The sequence below is a fragment of the Micromonospora tarapacensis genome (assembly GCF_019697375.1).
In the GTDB taxonomy this organism is placed as follows: domain Bacteria; phylum Actinomycetota; class Actinomycetes; order Mycobacteriales; family Micromonosporaceae; genus Micromonospora; species Micromonospora tarapacensis.
Window position 1 is genome coordinate 2257467 of record NZ_JAHCDI010000004.1, and the last position, 26749, is coordinate 2284215.

The 26749-nt window shown below is 70.9% G+C and carries 22 protein-coding genes and 1 pseudogene; 12 read left to right on the top strand and 11 right to left on the bottom strand.

Annotated features, from left to right (window positions below):
• Positions 1 to 178: 178 nt before the first annotated feature.
• Positions 179 to 520: an AbfB domain-containing protein gene (locus KIF24_RS16165; RefSeq protein WP_331461371.1), complete on the bottom strand. Its 342-nt coding sequence runs from the start codon at positions 518 to 520 to the stop codon at positions 179 to 181.
• A gap of 126 nt (positions 521 to 646) precedes the next feature.
• Between KIF24_RS16165 and KIF24_RS16170 the strand changes: the two genes are divergently transcribed.
• Positions 647 to 1393, top strand: a complete 747-nt coding sequence (locus KIF24_RS16170) for a VOC family protein (protein ID WP_221084744.1) — start codon at positions 647 to 649, stop codon at positions 1391 to 1393.
• Between the two features lie 84 nt (positions 1394 to 1477).
• On the opposite strand, the gene argS is transcribed toward KIF24_RS16170, so the two are convergent.
• Entirely contained in the window at positions 1478 to 1951 is a 474-nt protein-coding gene (gene argS / locus KIF24_RS34550) for an arginine--tRNA ligase domain-containing protein (RefSeq protein ID WP_331461157.1), read from the bottom strand.
• 96 nt (positions 1952 to 2047) lie between these two features.
• Between argS and KIF24_RS16175 the strand changes: the two genes are divergently transcribed.
• Positions 2048 to 2716 carry a winged helix-turn-helix domain-containing protein gene (locus tag KIF24_RS16175; RefSeq protein ID WP_221084745.1) on the top strand — a complete coding sequence of 223 codons (669 nt, stop codon included), beginning with the start codon at positions 2048 to 2050 and terminating at the stop codon, positions 2714 to 2716.
• On the top strand, positions 2710 to 4032 hold the full coding sequence (locus KIF24_RS16180) for a sensor histidine kinase (RefSeq protein ID WP_221084746.1): 1323 nt from the start codon (positions 2710 to 2712) through the stop codon (positions 4030 to 4032). Before KIF24_RS16175 ends, KIF24_RS16180 begins: the two co-directional genes overlap by 7 nt.
• Here the strand turns inward: KIF24_RS16180 and KIF24_RS16185 are convergent.
• Positions 3983 to 4486, bottom strand: a complete 504-nt coding sequence (locus KIF24_RS16185) for a COG4315 family predicted lipoprotein (RefSeq protein ID WP_221084747.1) — start codon at positions 4484 to 4486, stop codon at positions 3983 to 3985. The genes KIF24_RS16180 and KIF24_RS16185 overlap by 50 nt on opposite strands.
• 149 nt (positions 4487 to 4635) lie before the next feature.
• Between KIF24_RS16185 and KIF24_RS16190 the strand changes: the two genes are divergently transcribed.
• The 4 genes from KIF24_RS16190 (at position 4636) to mhpA (ending at position 8579) form a co-directional block, all read left to right on the top strand.
• Complete coding sequence (locus tag KIF24_RS16190; RefSeq protein ID WP_221084748.1) at positions 4636 to 5754, top strand: branched-chain amino acid ABC transporter substrate-binding protein; 1119 nt, start codon at positions 4636 to 4638, stop codon at positions 5752 to 5754.
• A gap of 17 nt (positions 5755 to 5771) precedes the next feature.
• Positions 5772 to 6470: a hypothetical protein gene (locus KIF24_RS16195; RefSeq protein ID WP_221084749.1), complete on the top strand. Its 699-nt coding sequence runs from the start codon at positions 5772 to 5774 to the stop codon at positions 6468 to 6470.
• 286 nt (positions 6471 to 6756) lie between these two features.
• Positions 6757 to 7044, top strand: a complete 288-nt coding sequence (locus tag KIF24_RS16200) for a hypothetical protein (RefSeq protein ID WP_221084750.1) — start codon at positions 6757 to 6759, stop codon at positions 7042 to 7044.
• Positions 7041 to 8579, top strand: a complete 1539-nt coding sequence (gene mhpA / locus KIF24_RS16205) for a bifunctional 3-(3-hydroxy-phenyl)propionate/3-hydroxycinnamic acid hydroxylase MhpA (RefSeq protein ID WP_221084751.1) — start codon at positions 7041 to 7043, stop codon at positions 8577 to 8579. Before KIF24_RS16200 ends, mhpA begins: the two co-directional genes overlap by 4 nt.
• Before the next feature lie 115 nt (positions 8580 to 8694).
• On the opposite strand, the gene KIF24_RS16210 is transcribed toward mhpA, so the two are convergent.
• A complete protein-coding gene (locus KIF24_RS16210) occupies positions 8695 to 9597 on the bottom strand; it encodes an SAM-dependent methyltransferase (RefSeq protein ID WP_221084752.1) in 903 nt (300 codons plus the stop codon).
• A gap of 374 nt (positions 9598 to 9971) precedes the next feature.
• Positions 9972 to 10283: a hypothetical protein gene (locus KIF24_RS16215; RefSeq protein ID WP_221084753.1), complete on the bottom strand. Its 312-nt coding sequence runs from the start codon at positions 10281 to 10283 to the stop codon at positions 9972 to 9974.
• A gap of 179 nt (positions 10284 to 10462) precedes the next feature.
• Between KIF24_RS16215 and KIF24_RS16220 the strand changes: the two genes are divergently transcribed.
• From KIF24_RS16220 to KIF24_RS16230, 3 genes are all read left to right on the top strand, one after another.
• A complete protein-coding gene (locus KIF24_RS16220; protein ID WP_221084754.1) occupies positions 10463 to 10939 on the top strand; it encodes a winged helix-turn-helix domain-containing protein in 477 nt (158 codons plus the stop codon).
• Positions 10940 to 10989: 50 nt separating this feature from the next.
• Positions 10990 to 11697, top strand: coding sequence for an alpha/beta fold hydrolase (locus tag KIF24_RS16225; protein ID WP_221084755.1), 708 nt, complete (start codon positions 10990 to 10992; stop codon positions 11695 to 11697).
• 130 nt (positions 11698 to 11827) lie between these two features.
• Positions 11828 to 13231, top strand: a complete 1404-nt coding sequence (locus KIF24_RS16230; RefSeq protein ID WP_221084756.1) for an FAD-dependent oxidoreductase — start codon at positions 11828 to 11830, stop codon at positions 13229 to 13231.
• Between the two features lie 2 nt (positions 13232 to 13233).
• Here the strand turns inward: KIF24_RS16230 and KIF24_RS16235 are convergent, their stop codons facing one another.
• On the bottom strand, positions 13234 to 14463 hold the full coding sequence (locus KIF24_RS16235; protein WP_221084757.1) for an alpha/beta fold hydrolase: 1230 nt from the start codon (positions 14461 to 14463) through the stop codon (positions 13234 to 13236).
• Between the two features lie 200 nt (positions 14464 to 14663).
• Between KIF24_RS16235 and KIF24_RS16240 the strand changes: the two are divergent.
• Positions 14664 to 16152: pseudogene (locus KIF24_RS16240) on the top strand (dynamin family protein); the annotation flags it as partial.
• 88 nt (positions 16153 to 16240) lie between these two features.
• On the opposite strand, the gene KIF24_RS16245 reads toward KIF24_RS16240, so the two are convergent.
• Positions 16241 to 18139: an Hsp70 family protein gene (locus KIF24_RS16245; protein WP_221084758.1), complete on the bottom strand. Its 1899-nt coding sequence runs from the start codon at positions 18137 to 18139 to the stop codon at positions 16241 to 16243.
• A 916-nt stretch (positions 18140 to 19055) separates the two neighbouring features.
• Here KIF24_RS16245 and KIF24_RS16250 point away from each other — a divergent pair.
• Complete coding sequence (locus KIF24_RS16250) at positions 19056 to 19331, top strand: hypothetical protein (RefSeq protein ID WP_221084759.1); 276 nt, start codon at positions 19056 to 19058, stop codon at positions 19329 to 19331.
• Between the two features lie 11 nt (positions 19332 to 19342).
• Here KIF24_RS16250 and KIF24_RS16255 read toward each other — a convergent pair whose 3' ends face one another.
• The 4 genes from KIF24_RS16255 to KIF24_RS16270 all read right to left on the bottom strand — a co-directional run bounded on the left by KIF24_RS16255 (position 19343) and on the right by KIF24_RS16270 (position 26608).
• Positions 19343 to 21157 carry a dynamin family protein gene (locus KIF24_RS16255; RefSeq protein WP_221084760.1) on the bottom strand — a complete coding sequence of 605 codons (1815 nt, stop codon included), beginning with the start codon at positions 21155 to 21157 and terminating at the stop codon, positions 19343 to 19345.
• 164 nt (positions 21158 to 21321) lie between these two features.
• A complete protein-coding gene (locus tag KIF24_RS16260; RefSeq protein ID WP_221084761.1) occupies positions 21322 to 22323 on the bottom strand; it encodes a hypothetical protein in 1002 nt (333 codons plus the stop codon).
• Positions 22324 to 22848: 525 nt separating this feature from the next.
• Positions 22849 to 25179 carry a helix-turn-helix transcriptional regulator gene (locus KIF24_RS16265; RefSeq protein WP_221084762.1) on the bottom strand — a complete coding sequence of 777 codons (2331 nt, stop codon included), beginning with the start codon at positions 25177 to 25179 and terminating at the stop codon, positions 22849 to 22851.
• Positions 25180 to 25261: 82 nt separating this feature from the next.
• Positions 25262 to 26608 (bottom strand): ferredoxin reductase family protein, encoded by a 1347-nt coding sequence (locus tag KIF24_RS16270; RefSeq protein ID WP_221084763.1) that lies wholly within the window; start codon positions 26606 to 26608, stop codon positions 25262 to 25264.
• Positions 26609 to 26749: the final 141 nt, after the last annotated feature.

Below are 26749 nucleotides of genomic sequence, written 5' to 3' on the forward strand. Positions count from 1 at the left end.
GTCTGAGACCCCAGAGGTCGCCGCCAACTGCGTGACATCACGGCCGTGGCGAGATACCCCTCGCCGTCGCCGGCAGGTGGCACCACCTGAAGCTCCACCCGGACCAGACCAGGCGTGGCGGCGAGCGAGGTGGCCACCTCAAGGAAGGTGGCCACCCTGCGTCCGACGGCCCGCCCGGCTACGAGGTCAGGCGGAATGTGGCGTCGTTGCGCGCCTGCGCGTCGTTGATCGGGTCGAGCCGGAGCTGGTAGGCGTAGTGCCGGATATGCCGATCCGGGTAGTTGTACGACTGGAAGGACGACCACGACGAGTTTCCCAGCCCGGCGACCTGTCGGAAGGTGGCGTCGGCAGCGAAGACCGAGCCGCCGTCGTTGGCCGCCAGCACGAAGTCGAACCCGTAGTGCCGCAGGTAGTAACCCGGGTAGTTGACCGACTCGAACGACACGTGGCCGGCGCCGCCGGCCAGGCCGGGCAGCACGCGGAACCGGGCGTCCTGGGCGGGACTGACGTTCGGGTCGATGCGGACGTCGAGGTTCTGCCGTCAGATCACACCCCGCGCGACCGGCGTCGAACCGGGTACGCCAGGGCTGCGGCGTGGACCTTGGCACACTGGCCGGGATGTCGATCCCACCAGGGGGGCAATCTCATGACGACCGTCGATCGCGTCCAACCCAACGAGACCACGGTGCCGCTGCTGCCCTGCGCGGCCGTCGAGGAGACCCTCGCCTTCTGGCGGGCGCTCGGCTTCGTGACCACGTACGAGCAGCGGAAGCCGTACGTGTACCTCGCGCTGCGGTGGAGCGGCTTCGAGCTGCACTACGGACCGGCGCCCCGCGACCTCGACCCGGCGACCGAGAGCAGCGGCGGCTGCCTGGTCATGGTCGACTCGGTGGCGCCCTACCATTCGGCCTTCACCGACGCGATGCGCCAGGCGTACGGCAAGGTGCTCGGCCGGGGATTGCCCCGAATCACCCGCTTCCGCCCCGGCGCGTCGCGGTTCAGCATCGTCGACCCGTCCGGCAACACCGTCATCTTCATCGCCCGGAACGAGCCGGAGGAACTGGAGTACGGCGGCTCGAAGCGGCTGACCGGGCTGGCCCGGGTGCTGGACAACGCGCGGATCCTGCGTGAGTTCAAGACCGACGACCGGGCGGCGTTCCGGGCGCTCGACTCCGGCCTGCGCCGGCACGGGGACGACGCGTCGAGCGTCGAGCGGGCGCTGGCCCTCGCCGCGCTGATCGAGTTGGCCACCGCACTGCCGGAGCTGGAGCGGGTACCGCAGTGGGGTAGCCGGCTCCGGGCGCTCACCCTGACCGAGCCGGAGCGGGAACAGGTTCGGCAGGCCATGGCCGATCCGGGCCTCCTCGAACCCTGGTTGCCCGGAACCCCCTGAGGGCCTACGGCGACGTCGGCCGTACTCAGCCGACCGTTTCACCGGGGAGCCGGCCACCCACAGCGAAGGCGTCCAGGTCGAGGATCAACGCCCGCTCGGCCGGTTCCAGCGTGGCCGTCGGGTCGACCGTCGCCTCGACCTCGCCCGCCCTGGCCAGGATGGACCGGATCGACCACGTACAACAGCCGGTCCGCGCGCGACTCGGTGACCCGGTGCCGCAGCGCCGCGAGGTCGGTCGGAACCGCCGTCACGCTTGCGGACGATCAGCGGCGTGGGCGCACCGTCCGGTCCGCGTACGTCGTCGAAGAAGACGCAGAGCGCCCCGTCGCTGGTCACCGCGACCGCGCCGCGTTCCAGGTCGGCCGCGACCCCGGGCAGCGCGGTGTTGTAGGCGCTCTCCGTGATCCTGATCCGGTTGCCGCGCCGACGTCGCGCGCGGCCGACCCAGCTGAGCAGGTGAACCGCTGGCCACGTGCGCACGGCCGGGCACGGTATGGTGGCCGGCGCCGGCCGACGGCCCCACCACAGGTGATTCACCAGGACGTACGGAGATGCCATGACGGGCGCGCACCACCCGACGAGCGCGGCGCCGAGCCGGACGCCGCTGTTCGGGTCACCGCGCCGAACCGGACGCCGAGCCGATCCACGGCGCGCATGCGAGTCCTGGTAATCGAGGACGACGGGCAGGTTCGCGACGCGGTCGTCAGCGCGTTGCGGTCCGCCGGGCTCGCGGTGGACGAGGCGGCCGGCTGGAGCCAGGCGGAACTGAATCTGACGATCAACGCGTACGACTGCCTGGTGCTGGACCGGATGCTCGCCGACGGCGACTCCGCCGACCAGTTGTACCGGCTGCGGCGGCGTGGGCTGGCCGTGCCGGCGTTGATGCTGACCGCGATGGACGAGGTACGGGACCGGATCGCCGGTTTCGAGGCGGGTGCCGACGACTACGTGGCCAAGCCGTTCTCCACCGCCGAGCTGGTCCAGCGGGTACGGGCGCTGTGCCGACGCAACGGCGCCACCCGGCCGACGGTGCTGCGGGTGGACGACATCGAGGTCGACGCGGCGCGACGCCAGGTACGCCGGGCGGGTGTCCTGCTCACCGTCACCCCGAAGGAGTTCTCGGTCCTCGAAATGCTCATGATCCGAGACCCGGCGGTGGTGAGCCGGAGCGAGTTGATCGAGCACTGCTGGGACGAGATGGCCGACCCGGCGTCGAACGTGGTCGACGTGATCATCGCGCAGCTACGCCGCAAACTCGGCGAGCCGCAGATCATCACGACCGTACGGGGGGCGGGTTACCGGCTCGCCACGCAAGGGTGCTGAGCCCGCGCACCCGGGACGGCCGCCGGCCCTCGTCGCTGCAGAGCGCGGCACGTCTGGGCCGGCTGCGGATCTGGTTGACCGTGCTGCTGGTCGTCCTCAACACGACCGGGCTCGTCGGCATGGGTGGGGTCGCCCTGCTGATCCACGCGGAGCAGCGCGCCGAGGTGGAGGCGGCGGAACTGCTCCGCGCGGCCAGCACCGCGGTCGCGCTGCTCTCCTACGACTCGGGCTCGCTCGACCTGGGCAACCTGAGCACCGACCCGACCGCGCGGGGCTCGGCCGGGGTGTTCGTCTTCGAGGGCCTGCGCGACGACGTCACGCTGGTCTTCGCCCACCCCGCCCAGCTGCCGGTCGTCCCGGCAGCCGACCTGACCGCGCCGGCCCGTGCGGTGTGGCGCACCGGGGTCGGGTTGAGCACCGACGTCGCCGACGGGTACGGGGAGCGGCTGCGCCTGCTGGCGATGCCGTTCCGTCATCCGGTGACCGCAGGGGTGGCCGGCACGGTGGTCGTGGTCGGTGATCCACGCCCCGGCCAGCAGGCGCACCGCCGCCTCGCCGGGGCGCTGGTCGCCGGTGGTGCCCTCTTCATGCTGGTCAGCGGCGTCGGCGGTCATCTGTTGGCCCGTCGGGGCACCCGTCCCGCCGTGGAGACGCTGGGTCAGCAGGAGCGGTTCATCGCCGACGCCGCGCACGAACTGCGTGCCCCGTTGACCGCGATGCGTCTGGTCACCGAGGCCGCCCTGACCGATCCCGGCCGGCAGCCGGCGACGCTGCGTCAGGTGTTGCGCTCGACCGAGCGACTCGCCGGCTCGGTCGACGCCCTGCTGACCCGGGCCCGGCTGGTCGCCGGGCTACGTGACCTGGAACGCCAACCGTTCCGGCTGGACCAACTCGCCGAGGAGGTGGTGGCGGAGCACATCCAACCGCCACACACGGCACACATCGCGACCTCACCGGTCGTCACCCACGGCGATCCGACGCTGGTCCGGATGGCCGTGCAGAACCTGGTGACCAATGCCATCCGGCACGGCCGCGTCGAGCAACGGCCGTGCCGGCTGACCCTGACCGTGACCCAGGGCCAGGTCCGCGTCGGCGACGACGGGCCCGGTCTCGGCGACTGGTCCGTGGATCCGGTGCGACAGCGGTTCCGCAGCGGAACCGCCGACGGGGTGGGCCTCGGATTGGCGATCACCGCCTGGGTGGCCGTGCTGCACGGCGGCGGACTGCGGCTCGAACCGGGGACGGCCGGTGGGACGGACGCCGTGCTCACCCTCCCGGACCGGGTCTCCCGGTGGCGGCGCTACCGTCGGGTCTGACCACCCGCCAGACGCCGTCGACCTCCTGGCCGGTGGCGTCACCGGGCGCCCGGTCACCGGCGTACCCGTAGAGCGGCCACCCGTCGAGGGTGAGCTGCAACCGCCCGTCCGGGCGCGCCAGGGTGCCGACCAGCTGCCGGTTGATGCCCACCACCCGCAGGTCGGACGCGGCCGGCACCGGCAGCCACCGCTGGGCGCAACTGCCCGTGCACCGTGACCGGGACGGTGCACGATCGTCCCGGTCCGACCGGTAGAGCAGGTAGCCCTGACCGTCGATCACCACGGCGCCCAGGGTCTGTGAGGTACTGGCGAACAGTCCCGACGGGTGCGCCGGCGGCGTCGAACCGACCGGTGACACCGGCACCGCGCCCGGTGACCGGTCACAGCCGGTGAGCAGCAGCGTCGCGGCCACGGCGAGCGACACTCGCCGCCCGGTACCCGCGGCAGTTCCCATGACGCCTCATCAAATCCTCATTCGCGCTGGACCACAATGCGAGTCGCACCACGTACGTCGGCTGCGCGGACCAGCACCGGCGGTGGGCGGCGCAGCGAACGGGGTGAGGGGCGGATGGCGGTGGACCGGACCAGCGGCAACCGGCGCGGGTGCTCGCGCTGGTGGCGCTGCTGGCCGCCCTCGCCGGCTGCGTGAGCACGCCGGCCGCCGGCACCACGGCCGTGGCCGCCTGCGTGGCCCGGATCGGCGTCTTCGGCCCGCTCAGCGGCGAGTCGGCCAACCTCGGCCGCAACATCGGTGAGGGCGTACGCCTCGCGGTCGGCCAGCACAACCGGGACCGGCCCGACTGCCCGGTGCGGGTGGTGGACTTCGACTCCCAGGGTGACCCGAAGCGGGCACCGGCACTGGCCCAGCGGGTCGTGGCCGACCAGCGGATACTCGGGGTGGTCGGGCCGGCCTTCTCCGGTGAGTCGGAGGCCGCCAACCCGCTGCTGGAACAGGGCAGCGTGGCCACCATCAGCGCCTCGGCCACCGCGGCCAGCCTCAGCGAACGTGGCTGGTCCACCTTCCACCGGATGCTGGGCAGCGACGACACGCAGGGTCCGGCCGCCGGCCGGTACATCGAGAACGTCCTGGCCGGCCGGAAGGTGTTCGTCATCGACGACGCCGGCGCATACGGGCAGGGCCTCGCCAACAAGGTGATCGAGGTGCTGGGTGACCGGGTGGTGCAGAGCATCACGCTGCCGCCCGGAAGTGCCGATCTGCGCGAGGTGGTGGGTCAGCTGACGGCCGCGGAGCCGGACACCATCTTCTACGGCGGCTACTACGGCGAGGCGGGGCGGCTGCTGCGCCAGGCACGGGCGGCCGGCGTGACGGCGACCTTCGTGGCCGGCGACGGGGTCAAGGACGACGGGTTCCTCGCGCAGGCGGGCTACGCCGCCGCCCAGGAGGCCGTCATCACCTGCCCCTGCCGGCCGCCCGAGACCGTCGGCGGTTCGTTCGCGCGGGACTACCACGACCAGTTCGGACGGCCACCCGGCACGTTCAGCGCCGAGGCGTACGACGCGGCGACGGTGTTCCTGCGCGGCATCGAGGCCGGACAGCTCAGCCGGCGCGCCATGGTCCGCTTCGTCAGCTCCTACGAAGGACCCGGCCTCACCACCACGGTGCGGTTCACCCCGACCGGCGACCTCGTCGACTCGTCCGTCACCGTCTGGGCGTACCGGGTCCGCGGCAGGGCTGTGGTGGCCGATCAACCCATCCCCTGAGACCCGGAGTTGCCAGCATGACCGTCGTCAGTCCGGCCGGCATCGGCCAGCATCGGCCACCGGCCGACAACCGCCTGCTGCCGCGCGAGGCGCCGTTGGGCGAGCACGGCATCGTCGAGGCCGCGCTGGCCTGGCGGCAGCTGCGCCCGACCAGTTTCCGTTCCCCCTGGCAGACCGGCTCGCCGGTCCACCAGACCCACCTTCCGCTCGCGCGGACCGACCACGAGCCGGTGGCCTCCCGGCTGGCGCGGGCCCTCACCGGGCTCACCTGGGCCGTGGTGACCGAATCCGACGACGCGGCGTCGCCCCGCCTGTCGGTCACCGTCGCCCGCAACGACTATCACCGGGTGCTACGGGCGCTCACCGTGGTCTGGCGTCGGTGTCGACGCGAGTTCGCCGCCGGTGCCGGCCAGGGCAGCCCGGAGGCTGCGGTCGCGTTGTGGCGGATGGCCCTGCTGTTGAACCCGACCGCCCCGGTGGAGAGGGCGGTCCGGGTTCGTACCACGGTGCCGTTCGCGGCCGAGATGCTGTGCGAGGCGGCTGCCGTGCTGCGGGTCGGCGCGTCGTACCAGCGGACCTGCGGCACCCGTGCGGTGGTGATCCGCGACCCCCGCGCGGTCCACCGCCTGCTCATGATGACCGGAACGCCGGTCGGGCCGGTGCCGGTCGACCCGGCGCGCTCGTCACGGATGCCCGCCGTCGCCGCCCGGCGGTGAGGACGACCCGGCGGTGTCGGTACCGAAACCGTCGAGTGCGGCGCTCGTCGAGCGTGCGCAAGCTCCGGCAGCCCGAGCCCGTCGCGGTAGAACCGCACCGCCGCCTCGTAGTCGTCGGCCGCCACCACGAGCCGTAGCTGGCGTACCGGCGGCCCGGGCACCTCCGCTGAGTTCACCCTGTCGTCCTCCCGTCCGTGCCGGTGCGGGTCGGGCTTCCGCCGCCTTCACCGTCAATCTGGCCGGACTGCGCGTCGGCCAAGGCCACGACGCGGACGCCGTCGAGCTGATGCGCACCGCGCTGGCCTGCCCCGCCTATCGCGACGACCCGCAGTACGCCATCGTCGCCCAGGTGAACCTCGGTAGCGCGCTGATCGAACTCGGACGCCACGACGAAGCCGTCGACGGCCTACAGAACGCCTGCATCATCTACGCGAACCTGGTCGAGGTCGCCCTCCGTCGTGATCAGCTCCAGACCGCCCGCAAGTGCGACACCGATACGAGGACGGTCGTCCACTGTGTGAATCTGTCTGCATGCCCCCGACGAGGCGACCCTGGGCCGGCAGGTCAGCGATGACCGCCGTTCCGGTGGCGATCGTCGGCGCCGGCCCCACCGGGCTCACCGCCGCGACGCTGCTCGCCCAGTACGGCGTCGGGTGTCTCGTCCTCGAACGGTGGGCGTCGGTCTATCCGCTACCCCGCGCCGTCGCCCTCGACGACGAGGTCCACCGCGTCCTCGCCCGCCTGGGGATCCGGGAGGAGTTCGCCGCCGTCTCCAGGCCACACCGGGGTCTGCGGCTCGTCGACCGGAGCATGCGGGTGCTGGCCGAGTTCCCGCGCGACACGACGCCGGGCAGGCACGGCTTCCCCCAGGGGAGCATGTTCGACCAACCGGAGCTGGAGGCGATCCTCCGCCGCAACCTCACGGAGTACGACACCGTCACGCTACGCGGCAACACCGAAGTCACCGCGCTGACCCAGGACGGCGACGGCGTTCGGATCGACGTCACCGACACCACCACCGGCGAGCACGACGTGCTTCGCGCGGCGTACGTCCTCGGTTGCGACGGTGCCAACAGTCTGTCCAGGACGTCGATCGGCGCCGCCATGCGCGACCTCGGGTTCACCCAACGCTGGCTCGTCATCGACGTGACCACCCGAGCCGACCTCGGCCAGTGGGACGGCGTACACCAGCTCTGCGACCCCGCCCGCGCCGCCACCTACATGCGAGTGGGAAAGACCCGCTACCGCTGGGAGTTTCAACTTGCGCCCGGCGAGAGCGCCGACGACTGTCGTGACCCGGCTCGACTGCACCCGCTGATCTCGCCGTGGACCGGGGACATCCCCATCGCGGAGTTGGAGATCGTCCGCGCGTCCGAGTACACCTTCCGCGCGCAGCTCGCCGACCGGTGGCGCGACCGCCGCGTGTTCCTGCTCGGCGACGCCGCCCACCTCACCCCGCCCTTCATCGGCCAGGGCATGGGCGCCGGGTTGCGGGACGCCATGAACCTTGCCTGGAAACTCGCCGGCGTACTCGACGGAACCCTGCGCGGGGCGGTCCTCGACACCTACGAGATCGAACGCAGGCAGCACGCCCGCGCCATGATCAGGTTGGCGAAGCTGGTCGGCACCGCGATGACCGCCGGTGGCCGGGCCGGCGACGTCATCCGCCGCGCGGTGGCGCCGCGGCTGCACCTGGTGCCCGGCCTCGCCGACCTCACCTCGGACAGCGAGACACCCGCGCTGCGCCGGTCCGCCCTGGTGCTGCGGCCACGCCTGCGCCGCACCCTCGCGGGCCGGCTGTGCCCGAACGCGATCCTCGACGGCGACCGCCGTCTCGACGACGTGGCGGCCGGCCGGTTCGCGCTCGTCACGTCCACCGAGCCGCCCGCCACCCTACGGGCAGCCGTCGAAAAATGTGGATCGGTCGTCGTCGCCACCCGGCCCGGCAGCGAACTACACCGGTGGCTGAGGAACGGCCGTGTGGACGCCGCAGTCGTCCGCCCGGACGGCATCGTCCTCGGTGCCGGTCGCCGGTTGTCCGCGCTCTGCACCTTCCTGCCCGGCTTCGACGGGAACCTTCCCCGCCATCCGGCCGGCAACGACGTTTAGGGCGTGCGTCGAAGTCCCTGGCCGCCCTGCCGGCGGGCCCAGACAACGAACGGCGGCGTTGGACGACGTCCGGCGGGGATGTCGGCGTACCCGCGAACCCCTCGTTGTCCCGACCTCAAGCGGGCGGCGTGTGCGCGACGACGATGATCATTCCTTGCACCTGTTCCCCGGCCAGCATCCTGCGCCATCCCCGCTCAAGTTCCGCGTCGGTGAGCGGCGGCGCGTCCTCGGTGCCCTTGAGGGTCGGCCCGAAGACGCCGAGGATCCGCTCCACCTCGGGCGGTACCGGATTGTCGCGGGCGTACCGCCGCAACTTGAGGTAGGTCCACATGCTGGTGTACTTCACGTGGTCGGTGATGTCGGTGACCGCGTCGAGCACAAGTCCGGACTGCGAGGCGATCGTCTCGTAGTCCTCCGCGCCGATGGGAACGGCGGCGACCCGCCAGGAGTCGTACACCTTGGCCAAGGTCTCGTCCGAGCGCCCGTCCGGCCCCTCCTTGACCGTGAAGTCGGTCAGCACGACGCGCCCGCCCGGGCGTACCACTCGGGCGATCTCCTCCAGTGCCCGCACCCGGTCGTGCACGTGGACGATCGACTCGAAGGCCATCGCGTGGTCGAAGGAGTCGTCGGGGAACGGCAGCGCGAGCATGTCGGCCCGCTCGAAGGCGACCCGGTCCGACACCCCCTCGGCGCGGGCCCGCTCGTTGGCCAGGCGCACGTCCTGCTCGCTGACCGAGACCCCGACGAGCCCGGCACCGCTGGCCTTGGCCAGCCGCACGCCGGGCCAGCCCAGCCCGCAGCCAACGTCCAGCACCCGCTCACCCGGCCGCGCGGCAACCCGCTCGATCATCATGTCGGTCAACCGGGCGCTGGCCGTCTCGAAGTCGCTGTCGTCGTCGGGCCCCGTCCAGTAGCCGTGGTGCATGGCTCCGCCCTGGACCCGGGCGATGATCGCGTTCACCTGGTCGTAGAACGCCCCGACGGAGTCTGGCGTGGGCACCTCGAAGTCAACGTTCATCGCTGTTCACCGCTCTCTGCTCGTCGGAAATGTGCCGTGCTCCGTCAGGTGCACTCGGGCCTGAAGTCGTTGCGGAAATACCCGCCGGTTCGCCGAGACCAGGTCACAGCCGTAGGCCGTATCGGAAAGCCCTTCGAATTGGGCGGCGACCTGCGCTTCGGCCGTTGGACGCAGCATGCTCGACGGCGAAGGAGACCTGCATCACCGGCGCCACCAGCGGCTGAACGTCACCCACGACCCAATCGGCTTCAGCATTACGCGCACGAGGTTCCCCATTTCGGGCGGAGTCGGCACGGCGAGGCTGACCTATCAGGCGAGAATCGGCAATACGAGAGTCTATCGACGATCAGCGGCGTTATCGTAACCGGATCGACTCACCCGGTCAAGCAAAGAGATGGCAGCGGAATAGCACTTAGCTTTGGCTCCGACGGGACATCGACGTCCGGCAGCGAAAGAGCGCCTTTGGCGACTTCCGAGACGGTTGCGCCCACTTTCGGGTGGCACTTAAACTGGATAATGTTCACCCGAGCCGGTGTTACCATCTTCAATCTGCCCTTTTGGGCCACCACTGACATTTCCGAGACCGGCCGGGCCCGGACCCGTTCCCGGCAGCCCTGCACGGTCTTGTCGGTAACCTCGACTTCGGGGTGCTGGCGCTTCCCGTTCGTCGGGTAGTCGACGAGCACCGTCGGGGGTGCGGGACGGGGCAGGTCATCCGCGAAGTCTGCGATCCCCGGCTACGACCGCTCACATCGGGTCGCTCTGGGAGGCTTCCGTCCATCTTGGACTGTGCGCGGCATGGTCGAATCCTCACCCGGAGAGGCTCATGATCCGCAACTTGCCGATCAACCTATAGTTGGAAACGATGGCCGACGAGGTGTACCGCTTCGGATCGTTCGACTTGGATGTCACGCGCCGCCAGCTCAGCTGTGCGGACCGGCCGATCCATGTCGAGCCGCGAGCCTTGGCGCTGCTCTGTCATCTTGTCGAGAACCGTGATCGCTTGGTGACCAAGGCCGAACTGCTCGATACGGTGTGGCGCGGACGTTTTGTCAGCGAGGCCGCGCTCACCACCGCCCTGCGCACCGCCCGCCGGTCGATCGGTGACGACGGCACCCGGCAGCGACTCATTCGCACCCTGCAACGGCGCGGTTACCAGTTCGTGGCGCCCACGACACTGCGCCCGGCCACCGCGCCGGCCGGCCCCGACGCCGCCGTTCCGGCCCCGGCCCGGCGGCCAGGTCCCGGCGGGGCGGCGCGGACCGCGAGATCATCCGTTTCTGCCGGACCAGGGACGGCACCCGCATCGCCTATGCCGTCACCGGTGACGGCCCTCCCCTGATCAGGGCCGCCAACTGGTTGACCCGCCTCGACGTCGAGCGAACGGTCCCCATGTGGTCGCACTGGTTCGACGGACTCGCCCGAAATCGTCAGTTGATCCGCTACGACGAGCGCGGCTACGGCCTCTCCGACTGGACCTCGGCGGGAACCTCCGTCGAGGATTGGATCGCCGACCTCGACGCGGTGGCCGACGCGATCGGTCTCGATCGATTCCCACTGCTCGGCGTGTCCCAGGGCGGGGCGGTAGCGCTGGCGTACGCTGCGCTGCGTCCCGAGCGGATCAGCAGGCTGATCCTCGCCGGGGCCTACGGCAAGGGGCGGCTGGTCCGCGCCGCTGACGACATGGAGCGCGACGCGGCGGCCGTCGACATGGACGTCGCCCGGGTCGGTTGGCTCACCCAGGATCGCAGTTTTCTGCGCTTCTTCGCGTCCCAGTTCCAGGCGGACGCCCCGCCGGAGCAGTGGGATGAATTCGTGGCCCTGCAGCGACAGACCACCTCCACAGAGAACGGTGTCCGGTTTCTGGAGGCACTGGCCCGCATCGACGTCTCGGACCTCGCTCACCGGGTGAGGTGCCCCACGCTGATCATCCATTCCCGAGGAGATCAACGAGTGCCGGTCGCGGAGGCGACGGAACTGGCCTCCCTCGTCCCCGACAACCGCCTCGTCCTGCTCGACAGCCGCAACCATCTGCTCACCGCGTCCGAGCCGGCCTGGCCCGTCTTCGTGCACCACGTCAACAGCTTCCTTGCGGAGTGACCACGTTCGGGTGGCCTCATTCTCTCCTCAGAGAAGCCTCAGATCTTCACCAAGTGTCGGCTCGATAGCCGCCCGATGCTCGAACGAACCGGCGACCCAGCCGGGTCGGGGACGGGTCGGAGTGGGTAGGGTGAGCGACCGCAGAGGCGGCAAGGCCATTGTCATCGGTGCGAGCATCGCGGGCTTGGCGACCGCGCGGGTCCTGAGCGACCACTTCGACCAGGTGACGATCCTCGAACGCGACTGCCTGCCCGAGGAGCCGGTGGTGCGACGAGGCGTTCCACAGGGACGTCATGCCCATGTGCTGATGGCCGCAGGCATGCGGCTGTTCAGTGACTGGTTCCCCGAACTCGTCGATGACCTCCTGTCAGGTGGCGCTGTCCCCATCCCCGGCGTTGATCTGCTCTGGCACCAGGGGGGCGCCCACTGGAGGATGCCCGACTCCGGTCACCCGGCGATGTCGATGAGCCGGCCACTGCTCGAAGGCTCGATCCGCCGACGACTCTTGTCGGATCGGCCCAACGTGTCCATCACCGACCAGACGGCGGTGGACAGCCTCATCGTGACGGACGGCCGGGCGACCGGAGTCCGCTGCAACGGCGCGGAGCACCGGGCCGACCTCGTCGTCGGCTGCACCGGCCGGAACACCCGGTTCCTCGACCACCTTTCCAAGCAGGGCTTCCCCGCACCCGAGGTCTCGACCATCCACCTCGACATGGCCTACGGGACCCAACTGCTGCGACGGCGAGCGGACGAGCGCGGCGACGTCCTCGCGCTGATCGTCGGGGACCCGGCCCGCGGCCACCGGATCGGCACGGTCATGCCGGTCGAGGGAGACCGATGGATCGTCACCCTCGGCGCGTTCCACGGTGACGTACCCCCGACCGATCAGGCCGGGTTCGAGGACTTCGCCCGCACCCTGCCGTCGCCCGTACCCGCCGACATCCTGACCCGGTCCGAGGCCCTGACGCCGGTGCTGACCCACCGGATGCCCACCAGCCAGCGCCGCCACGTGGAACGGATGAAGCGCAGTCCGGCGGGATTCGTGGTGTTGGGCGATGCCATCTGCAGCTTCAATCCGGTCTACGGACAGGGGATGTCGTCGGCAGCCCTCCAGGCCAGGGCGCTCGGTCGAGCCGTCGGGCGGCACGGCCCCACCTCACCAGCGTTGCCACCAGACTTCTACCGGCGGGCCGCCAGAGTGATCGGTGTGCCGTGGCGGATCGCCGCCGGCGCCGACTTCGCCGATCCCCGCACCAGCGGAACGCGGCCGTTCGGCACCGACCTCATCAACCGGTACATCGCGAAGGTGATCCAGGCGTGCCACACCTCCGTGCCGGTGACCCTGCGGGTGCTGCGGGTGCAGAATCTGGTGGCGCGGCCGGGATCACTGATGAACCCCGCCATGGCACTGCGGGTGCTGCTGGCCGCTCGCCGCTCGCCGGCCGCGGATCGGCACACCCGACGGCTCGTGCAGCCACCTGCGGCCCGCGAGCCGGCCCCGGTTCCCCCGGCCGGCGAGATCGATCGGTGAGATCATTCGCCCAGGAAGTCGTCGATGTGGAACAGGAACTCGTCCCAGGCCGACTCGGAGGCGGTCAGCAGGTGATTCCGGCTGTCCAGCAGGACCAGCCGGCTGTCGGGGATGAGCGCGGCCAGCTCTCTGGCCTGCGAGACCGGCACTCGCGCGTCGTCGCGGGCGTGGATGATCAGGGTCGGACACTGCACCCGGTGCGCGATGTCGGACACGTCGATCCGAGCAAACTCCTCCAGGAAACGGACGCCGTTCTCCGGCGAGGTCGTCCGCCGCTGAAAGGCGGTGAACTCCTGCCACTCCTCCGGGGTGCCGTCCGGCAGGAACTGGGAGGCGAAGACCCGCAGGAACCCCGGGTCCTGGTGTAGCCAGCCGACCCGGGCCAGGCTCAGGTCGAGTGCCGCCGCGTCACTCTCGGCGGCGTTGCCGGCCCTGACCCGGCGGCCACGCGCGTAGGCGCCCGCCAGAATCAACCTGCTGACCCGTTCGGGACGCCGCACCGCGTAGGCCACCGCCACCGCGCCGCCCTGCGAGACACCGAGCAGCGGAAACCGGTCAAGGCCCACCGCGTCGACCACCGTCTCCAGATCATCGACCCAGTCGTCGAAGGTGTAGCTCGGCGCCACCCAGTCCGACATGCCACAGCCCCGCTCGTCATAGCGGATCAGCTGCCGGTCACGCGCGAGACCGTTGAGCCAGTGCGACCACACCGGAGTCGCCCACTCCAGGTCGAGATGCGTCATCCAGTTGGCAGCCTTGAGCAGCGGCGGGCCTGAACCGACGGCGGCGTACGCGATGGCGGTGCCGTCGTCCGCGTTGCAGAACTGGATGGTCTGGCGGTCCGCGCCGATCACCGGTCTCGGCGGTTTCGACACGGTGCCGGAGACCCGCCCGGGCTCGGCCGTCGGTCCGGCCCGGAGCACGGTCGTCGGGCCGACGAACTGATAGCCCCGCCGGTGGACGGTGCGGATCATCTGCTGCTGGCTGCCCGTGTCCCCCACGGCCAGGCGCGCGGTCCGCAGCCCCGTGGTGAGGGCGGCCTCGCTGACGAAGCGGTCACCCCACACCTCGTCGAGCAGTTCGTTCTTCGTGACGATCCGGTCCCGGTGCTTCACCAGGTGGCACAGGAGGTCGAGGGCACGGGGCTCGACGTGGACCGCCGCACCGGCCCGGCGGAGCTGGTGACGAGAGGGGTCCAGCTCGTAGTCACCGAAGCGATAGGTAGCTTCCACAAGGCCCTGAGCCTACTGTCTGCCCCAGCACGGCTCCATGACAGTCCCACGACCGATTGATGACACCCCGCGGCGGCTCATAGGTTCGTCAGGCAACCCTCAGACTTCCGCCAAGTGGTGGCCCGGCGACGAGTCGATGCTTCACAGGGCGCGCCTGCCCCGCGCCGATCGACGATACGCGGACAACAAGGAGTTTCGCCATCCACGACAGCACCCCGGAAAGCCTTGTCGACCGTACGCGGGTAGTGCTCGGCCAGGCCGTCGACGTGTACCGCGACACTGCTCACCAACAGCGGCTGGCCGCGATGCGCGACCGGCTCGACGAACCGCTTCGGGTGGCGATCGCCGGCCGGGTCAAGGCCGGAAAGTCGACGCTGCTCAACGCCCTGGTCGGGGAACGACTGGCGCCCACCGACGCGGGTGAGTGCACCCGCATCGTCACCTGGTATCAGGACGGGCACACCTATCAGGTCATGGCCCAGCCATATCAGGGTCCGCCACGGCAGGTCCGGTTCAGCCGTGAGGACGGCGCCATCGAAATGGACCTCGGCGACCTCGGTGCGGACGACGTGGCACAGCTGGAGATCAGTTGGCCGTCGCAGGCGCTGCGGCCGATGACGCTCATCGACACCCCGGGTATCGGGTCGCTGTCCGAGCAGATCTCGCAGCGGTCCTGGAGTCTGCTCGTCCCGGACGACCAGGAGACACCCGCCGACGCTGTGATCTACCTGATGCGCCACCTGCACAGCAACGACGTCGACTTTCTCCGCGCCTTCCACGATGTGGAGGTGTCCCGTCCCAACCCGGTCAATGCGATCGGGGTGCTGTCCCGCGCCGACGAGATCGCCGTGGGCCGGCTCGACGCGATGGCGTCGGCACGCCGGATCGCCGGCCGGCTGAGCACCGACCCGAGCGTCCGGAAGCTGGTGCAGTCGGTCGTTCCGGTGGCTGGTCTGCTCGCCGAGACCTCAGGGACACTGACCGAGGTGGAGTTCGCCCGGCTGCGCCGGATCTCGGAGCTGCCGGCGGCCCAGGCCGATCAGCTGTTGCTCTCCGCCGACAGGTTCGTCCAGACCATGCCGGAGCTGGGCATGACCTCGATCGAACGGGAGGCGCTGCTGGCCCGCTTCGGCATGTTCGGGCTGCGGCTGTCCGCGGCCCTGCTGAGACATGGCACCTGCGGCACCGCCACCGAACTGGCCCGGGAACTGACCGAGCGCAGCGGGCTCGCCCAGCTCCGGGAGGTTCTCGGATCGCTGTTCCTCGAACGCCGGGACGTCCTCAAGTCGAGGTCGGCCCTGCTCGCCCTGGCCGACGTCACCCGGGCGCACGCCCGGCCGGGTAGTGAGGGTCTCGCCGGAAAGGTGGAGGAGATCATCGCCTCCGCGCACCCGTTCAACGAGCTGAGAGTGCTCTCCGGCCTGCGGGCCGGATGGGTGACCGGGAAGCCCGACGTCACAGCCGAACTGGAACAGCTCATCGGCGGCAGCGGCGCCACGCCCCACCAGCGACTGCGGCTGCCACCGGATGCGTCCGCCGCGGAGCTGGACGCGGCGGTGGAGAGGGCGCTGGCCCGCTGGCAGCGCCGCGCCGAGAATCCGCTGACCTCCGCGGCGATGGCGGTCGCCGCGCGGGTGGCAGTCCGTTCCTGCGAAGGCATGATCGCCGACCGGCACCGGTCGCGGTGAGGGAGGCGTCACCCGCGAGGTCGACCAAGCCGCAGGAAGCGGGCCCGATGATCAATCTTCGGGCCCGCTCGGCGTTTCCGGCTCGTTGATCAGTTGCGCTGGATCGGGAAGCAGTTGCCGGTGTGGTAGCTACCGTCGTACGCCCTGGCCAACTGGTGTCCGTTCTTCGCGATCCGGGCACAGATCTTCTCGGCGTCGCCGACGGCCTCGAAGTCCTCGTCCGAGGTCCGGCGCACCGACGGCTGCTGATCCTCGAAGTAGTACTGGCCGTGGCCGGTGGCCTGGCTGCCCATCAGGGCCTCGTCTGGCGAGGTGCCGTCGCCGCCGTACAGATGCAGGTGGAAGCCGTTGGCGATGTTCGGCTTGCTGCCGTTCCACTCCGCGTCGAACCACACCGTGAAGGTGCCGTCCTGCACGGTCGCCTTGGTGATGCAGACCCAGCGGGTGCTCTGCTTCAGCTCCGTGCAGTCCTCGTCCGGCGGCACCTCGTCGGCGGCCGGCGTGCTGGCGGCCGGTGCCTCGTTTTCCGTCTGGTCCCCTGCCCCGGCGACGATATCGGTGGCCCCGTTGTTCTGGTTCCCCTGGCCGTCCCGACCGACCAGGGCCCAGGCCGTGCCGCCGCCGACCAGCAGGAGCACGACGACGGCCGCGGCGACCAGCAGCGGCCCGCGCCGCCGGCCACCGTTGTCCACCGCCGACGGCGCAACGGGGATCGGCCCCGTGGTCTCGGCATCGTGCGTCTTCGGGACACCTGGCACGGCCGCGGACCCGTACCCGGTGGGGGGCCAGTTCCGGACGACCCGCTCCGGTGCCGGCGGGCTCGCGGACGCGGGCATCGCGGCGGTCGGCTCGGGGGTGGTGGCGACCGCGGTCACGGGCCGGCCGGTCGCACCGCCGGGCTCCGCCCGCACCGTGCCGGGGCCGGCGATCGTGGTGCTCGCCTGCCACGCGGCGCCGAGCGCGACCGCGTGCTTGGGATGGGCGTCCACTGCCACCGGACGGCCCAACTCCGAGCCGACCAGCTGCGCGACGATCGGCATCCGCGACGATCCACCGACCAGCAGCACCGAGTGCAGATCCCGGGGGTCCACCCCGGCGGAACGGACGGCTCGCCGCAACGACTCGATCGAGCCGTGCAGCGCCGGGCGGACCATGGCCTCCAGTTCGGCGCGGGTCAGCCGAATCTCGGTGTTGATGTTCGGCAGCAGGACCGGGATCGCGGCGTCGGTGTCGGCGGAGAGCGCCTCCTTGGCCTGCACACACTCCTCACGCAGCCGGGCGACCGAGGCGATCACGGCGGGATCGTCCTCGTCCAGCTCGTCCAGCTTGTCGCCGATGGCCGCGGCGACGTGGGCGAAGATCGCGGCGTCGAAGTCGATGCCACCGAGCCGCTCGATCCCCTCCGGCGCGCCGATCAGGTCGAAGCCGCTCGACGTCTTGCGCAGCACCGCCGCGTCGAACGTCCCGCCACCGAGGTCGTAGACGGCGACCACCGCACCCGGCTCCAGGCGCTGCTGGTGCGCGTAGAACACGGCCGCCGCCTCCGGCTCGGTGATGAAATGCACCGGCTGCTCGATGCCGGCCAACCGGACCGCCTGATGCATGAGGTCCATCTTGTACGGTCCCCAGTTCGCCGGGCGTGAGACGCAGATCGCCGCCGGCTCGCCGCCCTCGCGGGACACCACCTCGTCGACGGCGGCCCGCAGCATGCGGGCCATCAACGCCTCCGCCGAGTAGGGCACCCCGCCGAGCAGAATCGGGGTGGAGTCGCCGAGGCGCCGCTTGAACTCCCGGGCCACCCGGTTCGGCTCGCTCAGTCCCCGGCGGCTGGCGCTGTCGCCGGTCAGGAACGTCTCGTCGGCGCGAAGTAGCACCACCGAGGGAATCGCCGCCGAGTGGCTGCCGAGCGGGGCGATCTCGGCCCGGCCAGCGCGCCAGACGGCCGCAGCGGTGTAGGTGGTTCCCAGATCGATGCCGAGTGCGTACATCCCTATGCTCCGGAGTTCGTCGAAGGTGAGTCAATGGCGGTAACGGACTGTCGGTCAACGACCGGACCGGGACACCCGGCCGCCCGATGGCCGGGTGATTGTGTGCGGCGCGGGCCCGTCATCGTGGCCGTGCCGGCACGGTAGGGACCGGGCCGCAGGTGGGGATCGGGCGACGAATCCGGCGATGGCGCGATCGGCCCGCGGCCGAGGCATCGCTGACGATCTGGCTACCAGGATCAACAGGGCCGGAAGGCTCGGGTAGGTGAGCGCGGCCGGCACCCTGATCTCGATCGACCGAGGCGAGATCATTCATCGCATCGATCACGTCGCCCGCCGTCCTTGTCTTTCGCTCGTCGCGCCGAGCACTGACGCCGAGGCACCACGCAAGCGTGGCAGCCTTTGCCGGTACGGGGCATCGGGGTAATCCCCCTCGCAGCCCCCGGGGTGGGAACCCACCGTCACCGCCAAGCCGGCGATAGGGGACGGTCAGGGGATGTCCCCCTGCCGCGGCCGATGGCGTGTTCCTAATCTGGTGGCATGGCACCGGCGCGATCCCTCCATGAGATCATCACGGGGTTGACCGGCGACGCCGGAACCTCGGGCGATCTCGCCGCCGCACTGCACGCCGGCGGCTATCCGGACCTACCACCGGATCTGCTCGCCGAGGCAGTGGTGAGCTTCGCCGGCACCGCGCCGGCCGAGATCGCCGAGCATCTGGCACCGTTCGTCATGGCACACGGTCCGATCGCACCGGGCGACACCGCGGCGGGCGACATCGGGCGGCTGTCCGACCTGCTCGCCACCGCTCCCACCACGGAACTGGACGGGGATTCGGTCCTGGAGACGCCGGAGATCGATCCGCCCGTCGACAGCGGCAGCGTCGACCCGGCAGATCTGCTGGACGACGACGAGAGCCATGCCGGCGGGCACGTGCCCGCCGAACCCGGCCGGCGCCGCCGGACCCGGCGTTCGGCCACGGGCGGCCCCGGCCCGGACGGAACCGGCCGACGACCCGGCATTCGGTGCCGTGGCGCCGGAGGCAGCGCCGGCCGGGTACGTCGATGCGCAGCAGCAGTCGGCGCCGGACGATCCGGTGCCGGTGGACGACGAGCCGCCACCGGCCGCCGATCCATGGGCGGAACTCCGGTTGTCCGACGACGCGCCGGAGATCGACGACATCGACGGCGACTGAGTCCAGCCGGGTCAGGAAACGATCGCCGACGCGTGTTCTCGCAGCTGCCGAAGGCGGTCGATCTCTGCGGTCAGATCGCGCAGGCGGGCTTCGCGCTCGGCCTTGGTGCGCTGCGCCGCCTCCGCTGCCGCGCTCAACGCCCTGGTGTTGGACCGGGACAACTCGTCGGCGAGGCCGCTGTAGTGGTCGCGCAACTGACGCTGGATCCGGCGCAGGGTGTCCCTGGAGTCCTTGGTCATCACGAAGCTGACCTCGTCGCAGTAGCGCCGGATGGCGTTGCGGGCCTGACTCTGCCGGCTCGTCCGTTGCCGTTTCTTCTCCTCGCGCAGGCCCTTGCGACCCATCACCAGACCGATCCCGACGCCGATCGGGCCGAGGGCGACGCCGGCCAGCGTGCCGAGCATGGTGAACATGAGCGCGCCACCGTAGGCGCTCTTGAGTGCCACCATCGCCTGCTTCCCGACCTTCATCTTCGCCAGCTCGATCTTGTGATCGACCTGGGCGGCGCCGGCCAACGACACCGGGTCGGTGACGGCGACCTGGCGAAGTGCCTGACCTGCGGCCTCCTGGAAGTGGCCGGCCACGTCGTCGCTGAGAGCGATCGACCGGTCCCGGAGCATCATGTAGTTGGCCAGCAGTTCGTCGGAGACCCGGGCCAGCAGCCACCGTTCCGTCTCCTCCCAGACGTCGGCCGGGTCACCTTCCTCGATCTGCGCGTCGGCTTCCTCGACCAGCCGACGGAACCTGCCGCGCAGGTCGTGATCGATGTCGGAGCTGAGATCGGCGATGCCGTCGCTGAGGGTCTGCTGCCACTTCGCCGCGGCGGTCTTGAGCGCCTCGACCCGCTGCCTCACCTCGTTCAGGTCGTCCATCACCTTCGCCGCAGCGGCCGGGTCCGCGAGCGCGGCCCGTTCCGCCTCGAACTGGCTTTCGATCTGCTCGCAGACCCCGACGACCGACGCACCCGCCTGGGCGGCTGCCCGGGTAGCGGCTCCGCCAGAGACCCGCTGAGCGACGAACTTGACCAGGTCCGGGAACCCGGACTCGGCGTTGAGCTCCTTGTCGCCGCCGGCCACGGCACGCCGCCGGAGATCGGAGGACACCGCGATGATCGGCATGTCCGCCTCGCCGTGCAGGTGTCCCGCGTCGAGGTCACGGATCTTGCGCCAGTGCGGATAGAAGTCGGTCTTGGTGAGCACGCACACCGCCGTGGAGCACACCTCGCGGGCTTGACGGAGGAACTGCAACTCGCTGCGGGTGAGTTCTTGCGCCGCATCGGTGACGAACAAGAGCGCGTCGGCCATGGAGGCCGCGGTCAGGCTGGCCGCCGCGTGCACCGAGCCGAGCCCGCCGACCCCTGGGGTGTCGACGATGACGAGGCCGCTGGAGAGCAGTCGACGCGGCAGCCGGACCTCCACCCCGGTGACACCGGCCACCGCGCCCTCGGTCTCCTTCTCCAGCACGAACTCCCGCACCCGGTCGATCGGCACCGGCTCGCGCCGGGGCGGAACCTCGTCGAGGAGCAACTGCGCCGACGGTTCCTTGCCAAATCGGATGTAGGTCGGCAGGGCGGTGGCGACGTCGTCGTCAACCGGGCAGATGTCGTGCCCGACCAGCCCGTTCACCAGGGAACTCTTGCCCTGCTTGAATTCGCCGACGACGACGATGTGCACCACCGGGTCGGCCAGGGTGGCGCGAACGCCGGCGAGCCGGCCGGCGAGATCCGCACGGTCGTACGCCTCACAGGCGTGTTGTGCGAGGTCGACGATCCGGGTCGCCTGTTGCAGCGTGCCGTCGGCGTCGGATGATGCGGTGGTTGCGGTCAACGTCGTTCCTACCCGTCACATGTTGGGGTACAGCGGACCGAAGCCGGTCGATCGATCGACTTGGGAGCACCAGCATGGCGTGGTGGGTTCGGGAACCCACCACGCCACGATGTCCTCATCCGGCCCGCCGTACGGCATCCGCGAAGCTCTGTCCGATCCTCGGCTCAGGCACCCAGGCTCGGGGCCGGCTCGGGGTTGTCGCCCGACTCCCCGATCTTGATTTCGTTGTCCTCGTTGTTGAACGAGTCCTCGTTGTTGAACGAATCCTCGTTGTTGAACGAATCCTCGTTGTTGAACGAGTCGTCCACGGACTGGTCCTTGAACGAGTCCTCGACGGACTGGTCGTTGAACGAGTCCTGGGTCGTCGACGCGTCACCGCCGACGGACAGTGCCGAATCCTCGACATCGTTGGCGTTCTGCTGACTGCCACCACCGAAGTTGAGGTTGATCTGTTCCAGGTCACCGCCGTCGCCACCGTCGTCGCTGCCACCCGCGCCGCCGCTGGTGTCGATGTCGAGCTGAGCGGTCTGGTTGTTGTCCCCCACGACAGCCTTGTCCACGTCGTCGCCGACGATGCCGAAGTTGTCGCCCAGGATCGCCTTGTCGACGTCGCCGTCGGCCTGGACGCCCGAGTTGGTGCCCGTGTTGACGACACCGTCGATGTCGTCGCCCGCCGTCACCGCGTTGTCGCCGGTGTTTCCCACCACGTCACCGTTCTCCGAGGTGCCGAGGAACGCACCGTCGCCGGTCGCGCCGAGCACGTCACCGTCGCCGGCGCCGACCACCGAGCCGTCGCCTGCGGTGACCTTGTCACCGTCGACGAACTCCACCGACGAGTTGTCGCCGGTGGCGGCGAACGCGTCGTCTCCCGCGGCCACCGCGCCCCCGGTCGCGGCGACCTGGTCCCCGTCGCCCTGCTGGGCCACCGCACCGTCGCCGGTAGCGGCATTGACGTCACCGTCGCCGGCGCTGCCGACGTTGCCGTCGCCGGCCTGGTTGAGGTTCGTGGAGTCGATGTCGATGTCGCCGAGAACCTCGCCGTCCACGTCCAGGTCCACCGAGTTGTCGATGTCGGTGGAGTTGTCGGTGAAGGTCTGGGAGTTGTCCACGAAGTTCTGGGTCGTGAAGGTCTGTGCGACGTTGCTGACCTGCTGCACGGTCTGCACGGCCGGCGCCGAGGCCGCAGCACCGGCTCCCCGCCACCGCCGCCACCACCGACGCCCCCGGCACCACCGCCACCGAAGCCGCCGCCACCGCCGCCGCCACCGAAGCCGCCGCCACCGCCGCCGCCACCGCCGAAGCCGCCGCCACCGCCGCCGCCACCGCCGAAGCCGCCACCGCCCGGGCCGGCGCTGCTGCCGAAGGCGGCCTCGTTGACGATCTGGTCGACATCGACGGCGCTGAGCGTCTCGGCGTCGATGTCGTTGGCGGCGAAGGATCCGGCCGGGTCGGCGAGGAACTTCGCGGTTTCCGCTTCGCTGCTGAAGACCTTCTCGAAGAGTGCCCGGATGTTGTCGATGATCAGCGGAGTAACTTCCACAGTAGACATGGCTTCCTGCCTCGCTCGGGGGCCGGCCCCACCGGCCGGATACCTAAAAGCTTGCGTTTCAGGGCCGGTGCTTCGCATCGGGGCTATCCCCATTCCGTGCCAAGGGGATTAGGGACCGGTGGCTGCTCGCCCCCTGGCGGTCCTACGGCTCCGCAGGAAGCCGGCTGCGCAGCGCTGCGATCATCTCGGCCCGGCTGCCGGCGCCCAGCTTTGCCCGGATCCGGGCAACATGGTGCTCCACCGTCTTCGGGGACACGTAGAGCTGCGAGCCGATCTCCCGGTGGGTACGGCCCGCCAGCACCAACCGAGCCACGTCCACCTCCCGGTCGGACAAGCCGCCCCGGCCCGCGTCCCGGACCGACTCGTCCGCAACCAGATCCACATAGGACATCTCTCGGGCACGCTCCAGCAGACGGCGCGCCGCCGACGGATCGCTGGTCCGGATCGCGGCGTGCCCGAGCAACCGGGACGATTCCCAGGGCAGGCCGGTCGCGTCGAGTTCGGCGGCGTCCGCCAGCACGCCGTCCGGGCAGACCTCGCCGGCGAGCGCGGCTGACCAGCGAGTGGCGGCACGGCACTGGGCCTGCTGCCGGATGCCCTCCGGATCGAGGCTGCCCAGCTGGCTCGCGGCGGCGGCCGAGGCCGCCTGGTCCTCGCCGACGATGGCGATCTGCAGCCGGATCCAGCCGAGCGACACCGCCCAGTCGGCCGGCGAGTCGAGCCGGTCGACCACCGCTTCGAGGTCGTCGAGAATCGGCGTGATCCGCCGGTGCTGGCGTAGCCGGGCGGCGGCAACCAGAATTTCCTCCACCATCTCCAGGTGCACCAGGTCCACCGCTCGCCGGGCGAGCACCGGCTCGGCGTACGCCCACGCCGCGCGGAGCTGGGCGACATCGCCCCGGCGCCGGGCAATCCCAGCGGTCAGACACGCGAACGTCAGACGTTCCCGCCCCGGCAGCGCCGTGCCGGAGAGGCGATCAAGTTCGGCGAGAGCGGTGTCGTACCGGCCGGCTCGGAGCCGGATCCAGGCCAGTAGCGTCCGGTGCCGGTTCTGGGCGACCGGGCCACCGAGCCCGGCGGTCAGCGCCCGTTCCAGGAGGTGCTCGGCGGTCGCGGTGTCACCGGCGGTCACCGCGACCAAGGCGCCGAGCGCGTGCGGCAGATCGGGGACAGCGACCGCCGGCGGCGCCTGTTCATAGGCCTCCGCCGCCTCGATCAGCAGTGGCAGGGCAACGGTGGGTCGGCCGATCACCAGCGCCGCCTGGGCGAGCAGTCGCAACGGCAGCGGACCCTCACCGGTCGCCGCTGATCGCGCGGCTCCCGGCTGGCCGGTCGCCACCAGCGCCGCAACGGCCAGAACCGGACCGGGGTGGTTGGCGCCCAGCAGCGCCTCGGCAGCGCGGCCGGGTCGGCCGTCGTAGGCCGCGGCGGCACCGGCGACCAACCTGAGCCGAGCGGCGTCGGCCGGTGACGCGGTTACCGCGTCCAGGTCCACCGGCAAGCCGAGCAGGATGGCGGCCTCGGCCCTCCCGGCCGCCACGACCGCCGGGGCGGCACCGGCGTCGAGTGCCTCGTCGTACCAGAACAGGGCCCGGTCGGGGGAGGCGAAGCGGAGCCGGTCCGCGGCCTGCTGGTAGACGCCGGCCGCCGCGGGCGTACGGGCGCGGGCCGCGTGCAGTTGCTCTGCGGCGCGAACCGGGTCGGCGCCGGTGGCCAGCAGGGCCGTCGCCACGGTGTCATGCAGCCGGCGACGTTCCGGCGGTGACAGGTCGGCGAGGACCGCGCGGGCGACCGCCGGGATCATCCGTTCACCGTCGGGCACCAACAGTCCCTGGTCGTGCAGCGAGCGGGTCGCCGCCGCCGCCTGCGCCGGGTCCAGCCGGGCGGCCGCGCAGACGACGTCGTCGTCGAGATCCAGGCCGAGCGCGAGAATCATGGCCAGTTCCGCAGTGTCGCGGCCCGGCCCGGCGAGCCGGCGTTGCAGCCGGGCAACCAGCGCGGGTGGCGTGCCGTCCGGGGCGACCGCCACTGTCTCGGCGATGGCGGCCAAGCCTGCCGAGGCGCTGTGGACCGCAGCCACGTGCTCGGCCGTCGCCGGCCGGCCGAGCACGGCGGTGACCATCGCGGAGAGGGCGTCGTGGGTGAGGGGGCCGAGGTGTTCGACCGTCCCCACGGCGGCGACCGCCTCGTCGAGGTCGGCCAGTTCCGGCCCGTTGATCGTGGGGCGGCGGGTGATCGCCATCGACACTCCGGTGCGGGCGGCGGCGGCCAGCGTCGACAGCGCCTCCGCCGGCAGCCGGTGCGCGTCGTCGACCACGACCATCGCGCCGTCAGTGCGGGCGCGGGCAAGCAGCGTACCCAGATCCTCGGCGGATGTGGCGATGACCGGGAGGACCGGCCGGCCGGAGGCCGCGGCGACCTCGCCGAGCCGGCGGGTTCGCCCGGCACCGTCCACACCCACCACCACAGTCACCCGTGCGCTTTCCTTTCACCCTTGTCGTCTGGCAGTTCGCGATCGGTAAGAGGCAGCCGTCTGATCGGCCCCACTGCGGCGGTCACCCGCCGGCGAGGCGGAAAAGCTCGGCGTGGACCTGGCGCTTCGGGACGCCGAGCTGGCGCAGGGCGTCCAGCACGGCCACGGTGAGCGGTGGCGGCCCACAGATGTAAACGTCACGTTCGGTGATGTCAGGTACCAGCGCGGCGAGGTTCGCCGGGGCGAAGGGGTTGTTGTCCGGTCCGGTGCGACCGGACAACAGGTGCAACCGGGCCCCGCGGGCCTGGGCCAGGTTGTGCAGCTCGCCGCCCAGCACGGCATTGGCGGCGTCGCGGACCCGGTAGAGGATGACCATGTCGGTCAGGTCCGGATCTTCCAGCAGGGCCCGGATCGGGGTGATGCCGATCCCGCCGGCGATCAGCAGGGTCGCCTCGCGGACGCGTTGCGACGCGGTGAGCGCGCCGTACGGTCCCTCGGCGAAGACCCGGGTGCCGGCCCGTAGCTCGCGCAGTCCCGAACTGGTGGTGCCGACGCCTTTGGCGGTCAGCCGCAGGGAGCGGCCGTCCGGGGCCGCGGACAGGGAGAACGGGTTCACCTGCCACCACGGGTTGTGGCCGGGGAAGCGCCACAGGAAGAACTGCCCGGCGCGGGCGGGCAACAGGTGCAGGTTCCGGCCGGTGATGTGCACCGAAACCGCGTTGTCCGGTTCGGGGACCACGGCGGCGACCCGTAGCCGGTGCCGGGCGTTGCGGACCAGCGGAAGGAACAGCCGGCCGGTGAGCAGGGCACCGATGGCGAAGGCCCACAGACCCCACCAGTAGACCTGGGTCAGGGCGTTACTGGTGAACGTGGTGCCGTTGTACACCTGGTGGATCACGGCGAGCAGGATCACCGCGTAGAGCAGCAGATGGACGGTGTGCCAGACCTCGTACGGCAGGCGCTTGCGGGCGGCCTGCACCGAGAACGCGACCACGACGACGATCAGGGCGACAGCGATCATCCCCAGCAGGACCGGCAGCTGCTGGGACAGGATGACCGTCTCGCGCAGGAACGAGATGTTGCTGTAGGTGGCGAAGCCCAGCAGCACGACCACCGGGTGCAGCACGGCGAGCCAGAAGACCGCGAACCCGGTCCACCGGTGCCAGACGGTGAGGTGGTCCATGCCGAAACCGCGGTCCAGCAACGGCAGCCGGGCGATCAGCAGTAGTTGCACCGCCATCACGAGGGCCAGATACAAACCGAGGAGACGACCTATCGAACCGAGCAGGTTGTACGCCGGTGACCCGGCCAGGAAGAACATCGCGTGGATTATGACCACGTTGGCGATGAGGAAGGCCAGGGCCACGATGCGCGCGACCCGGGCGGAGTGGAACGTGGTCGATATCGGTTGCTGAGAGACAGCAGTCATCCCGTCTTCCTGTCGGTCCGTCGTAGCAGAGGGCACTGCGGTCCGCACGCCGTCGCGGGCGCCGCGTCGGTCCAGGCGAGGCGGCGGCTCTCCGATCGCTGTCGGCGGACCGAACCGCCCTGGCCCGTTCTCACGTGCTGC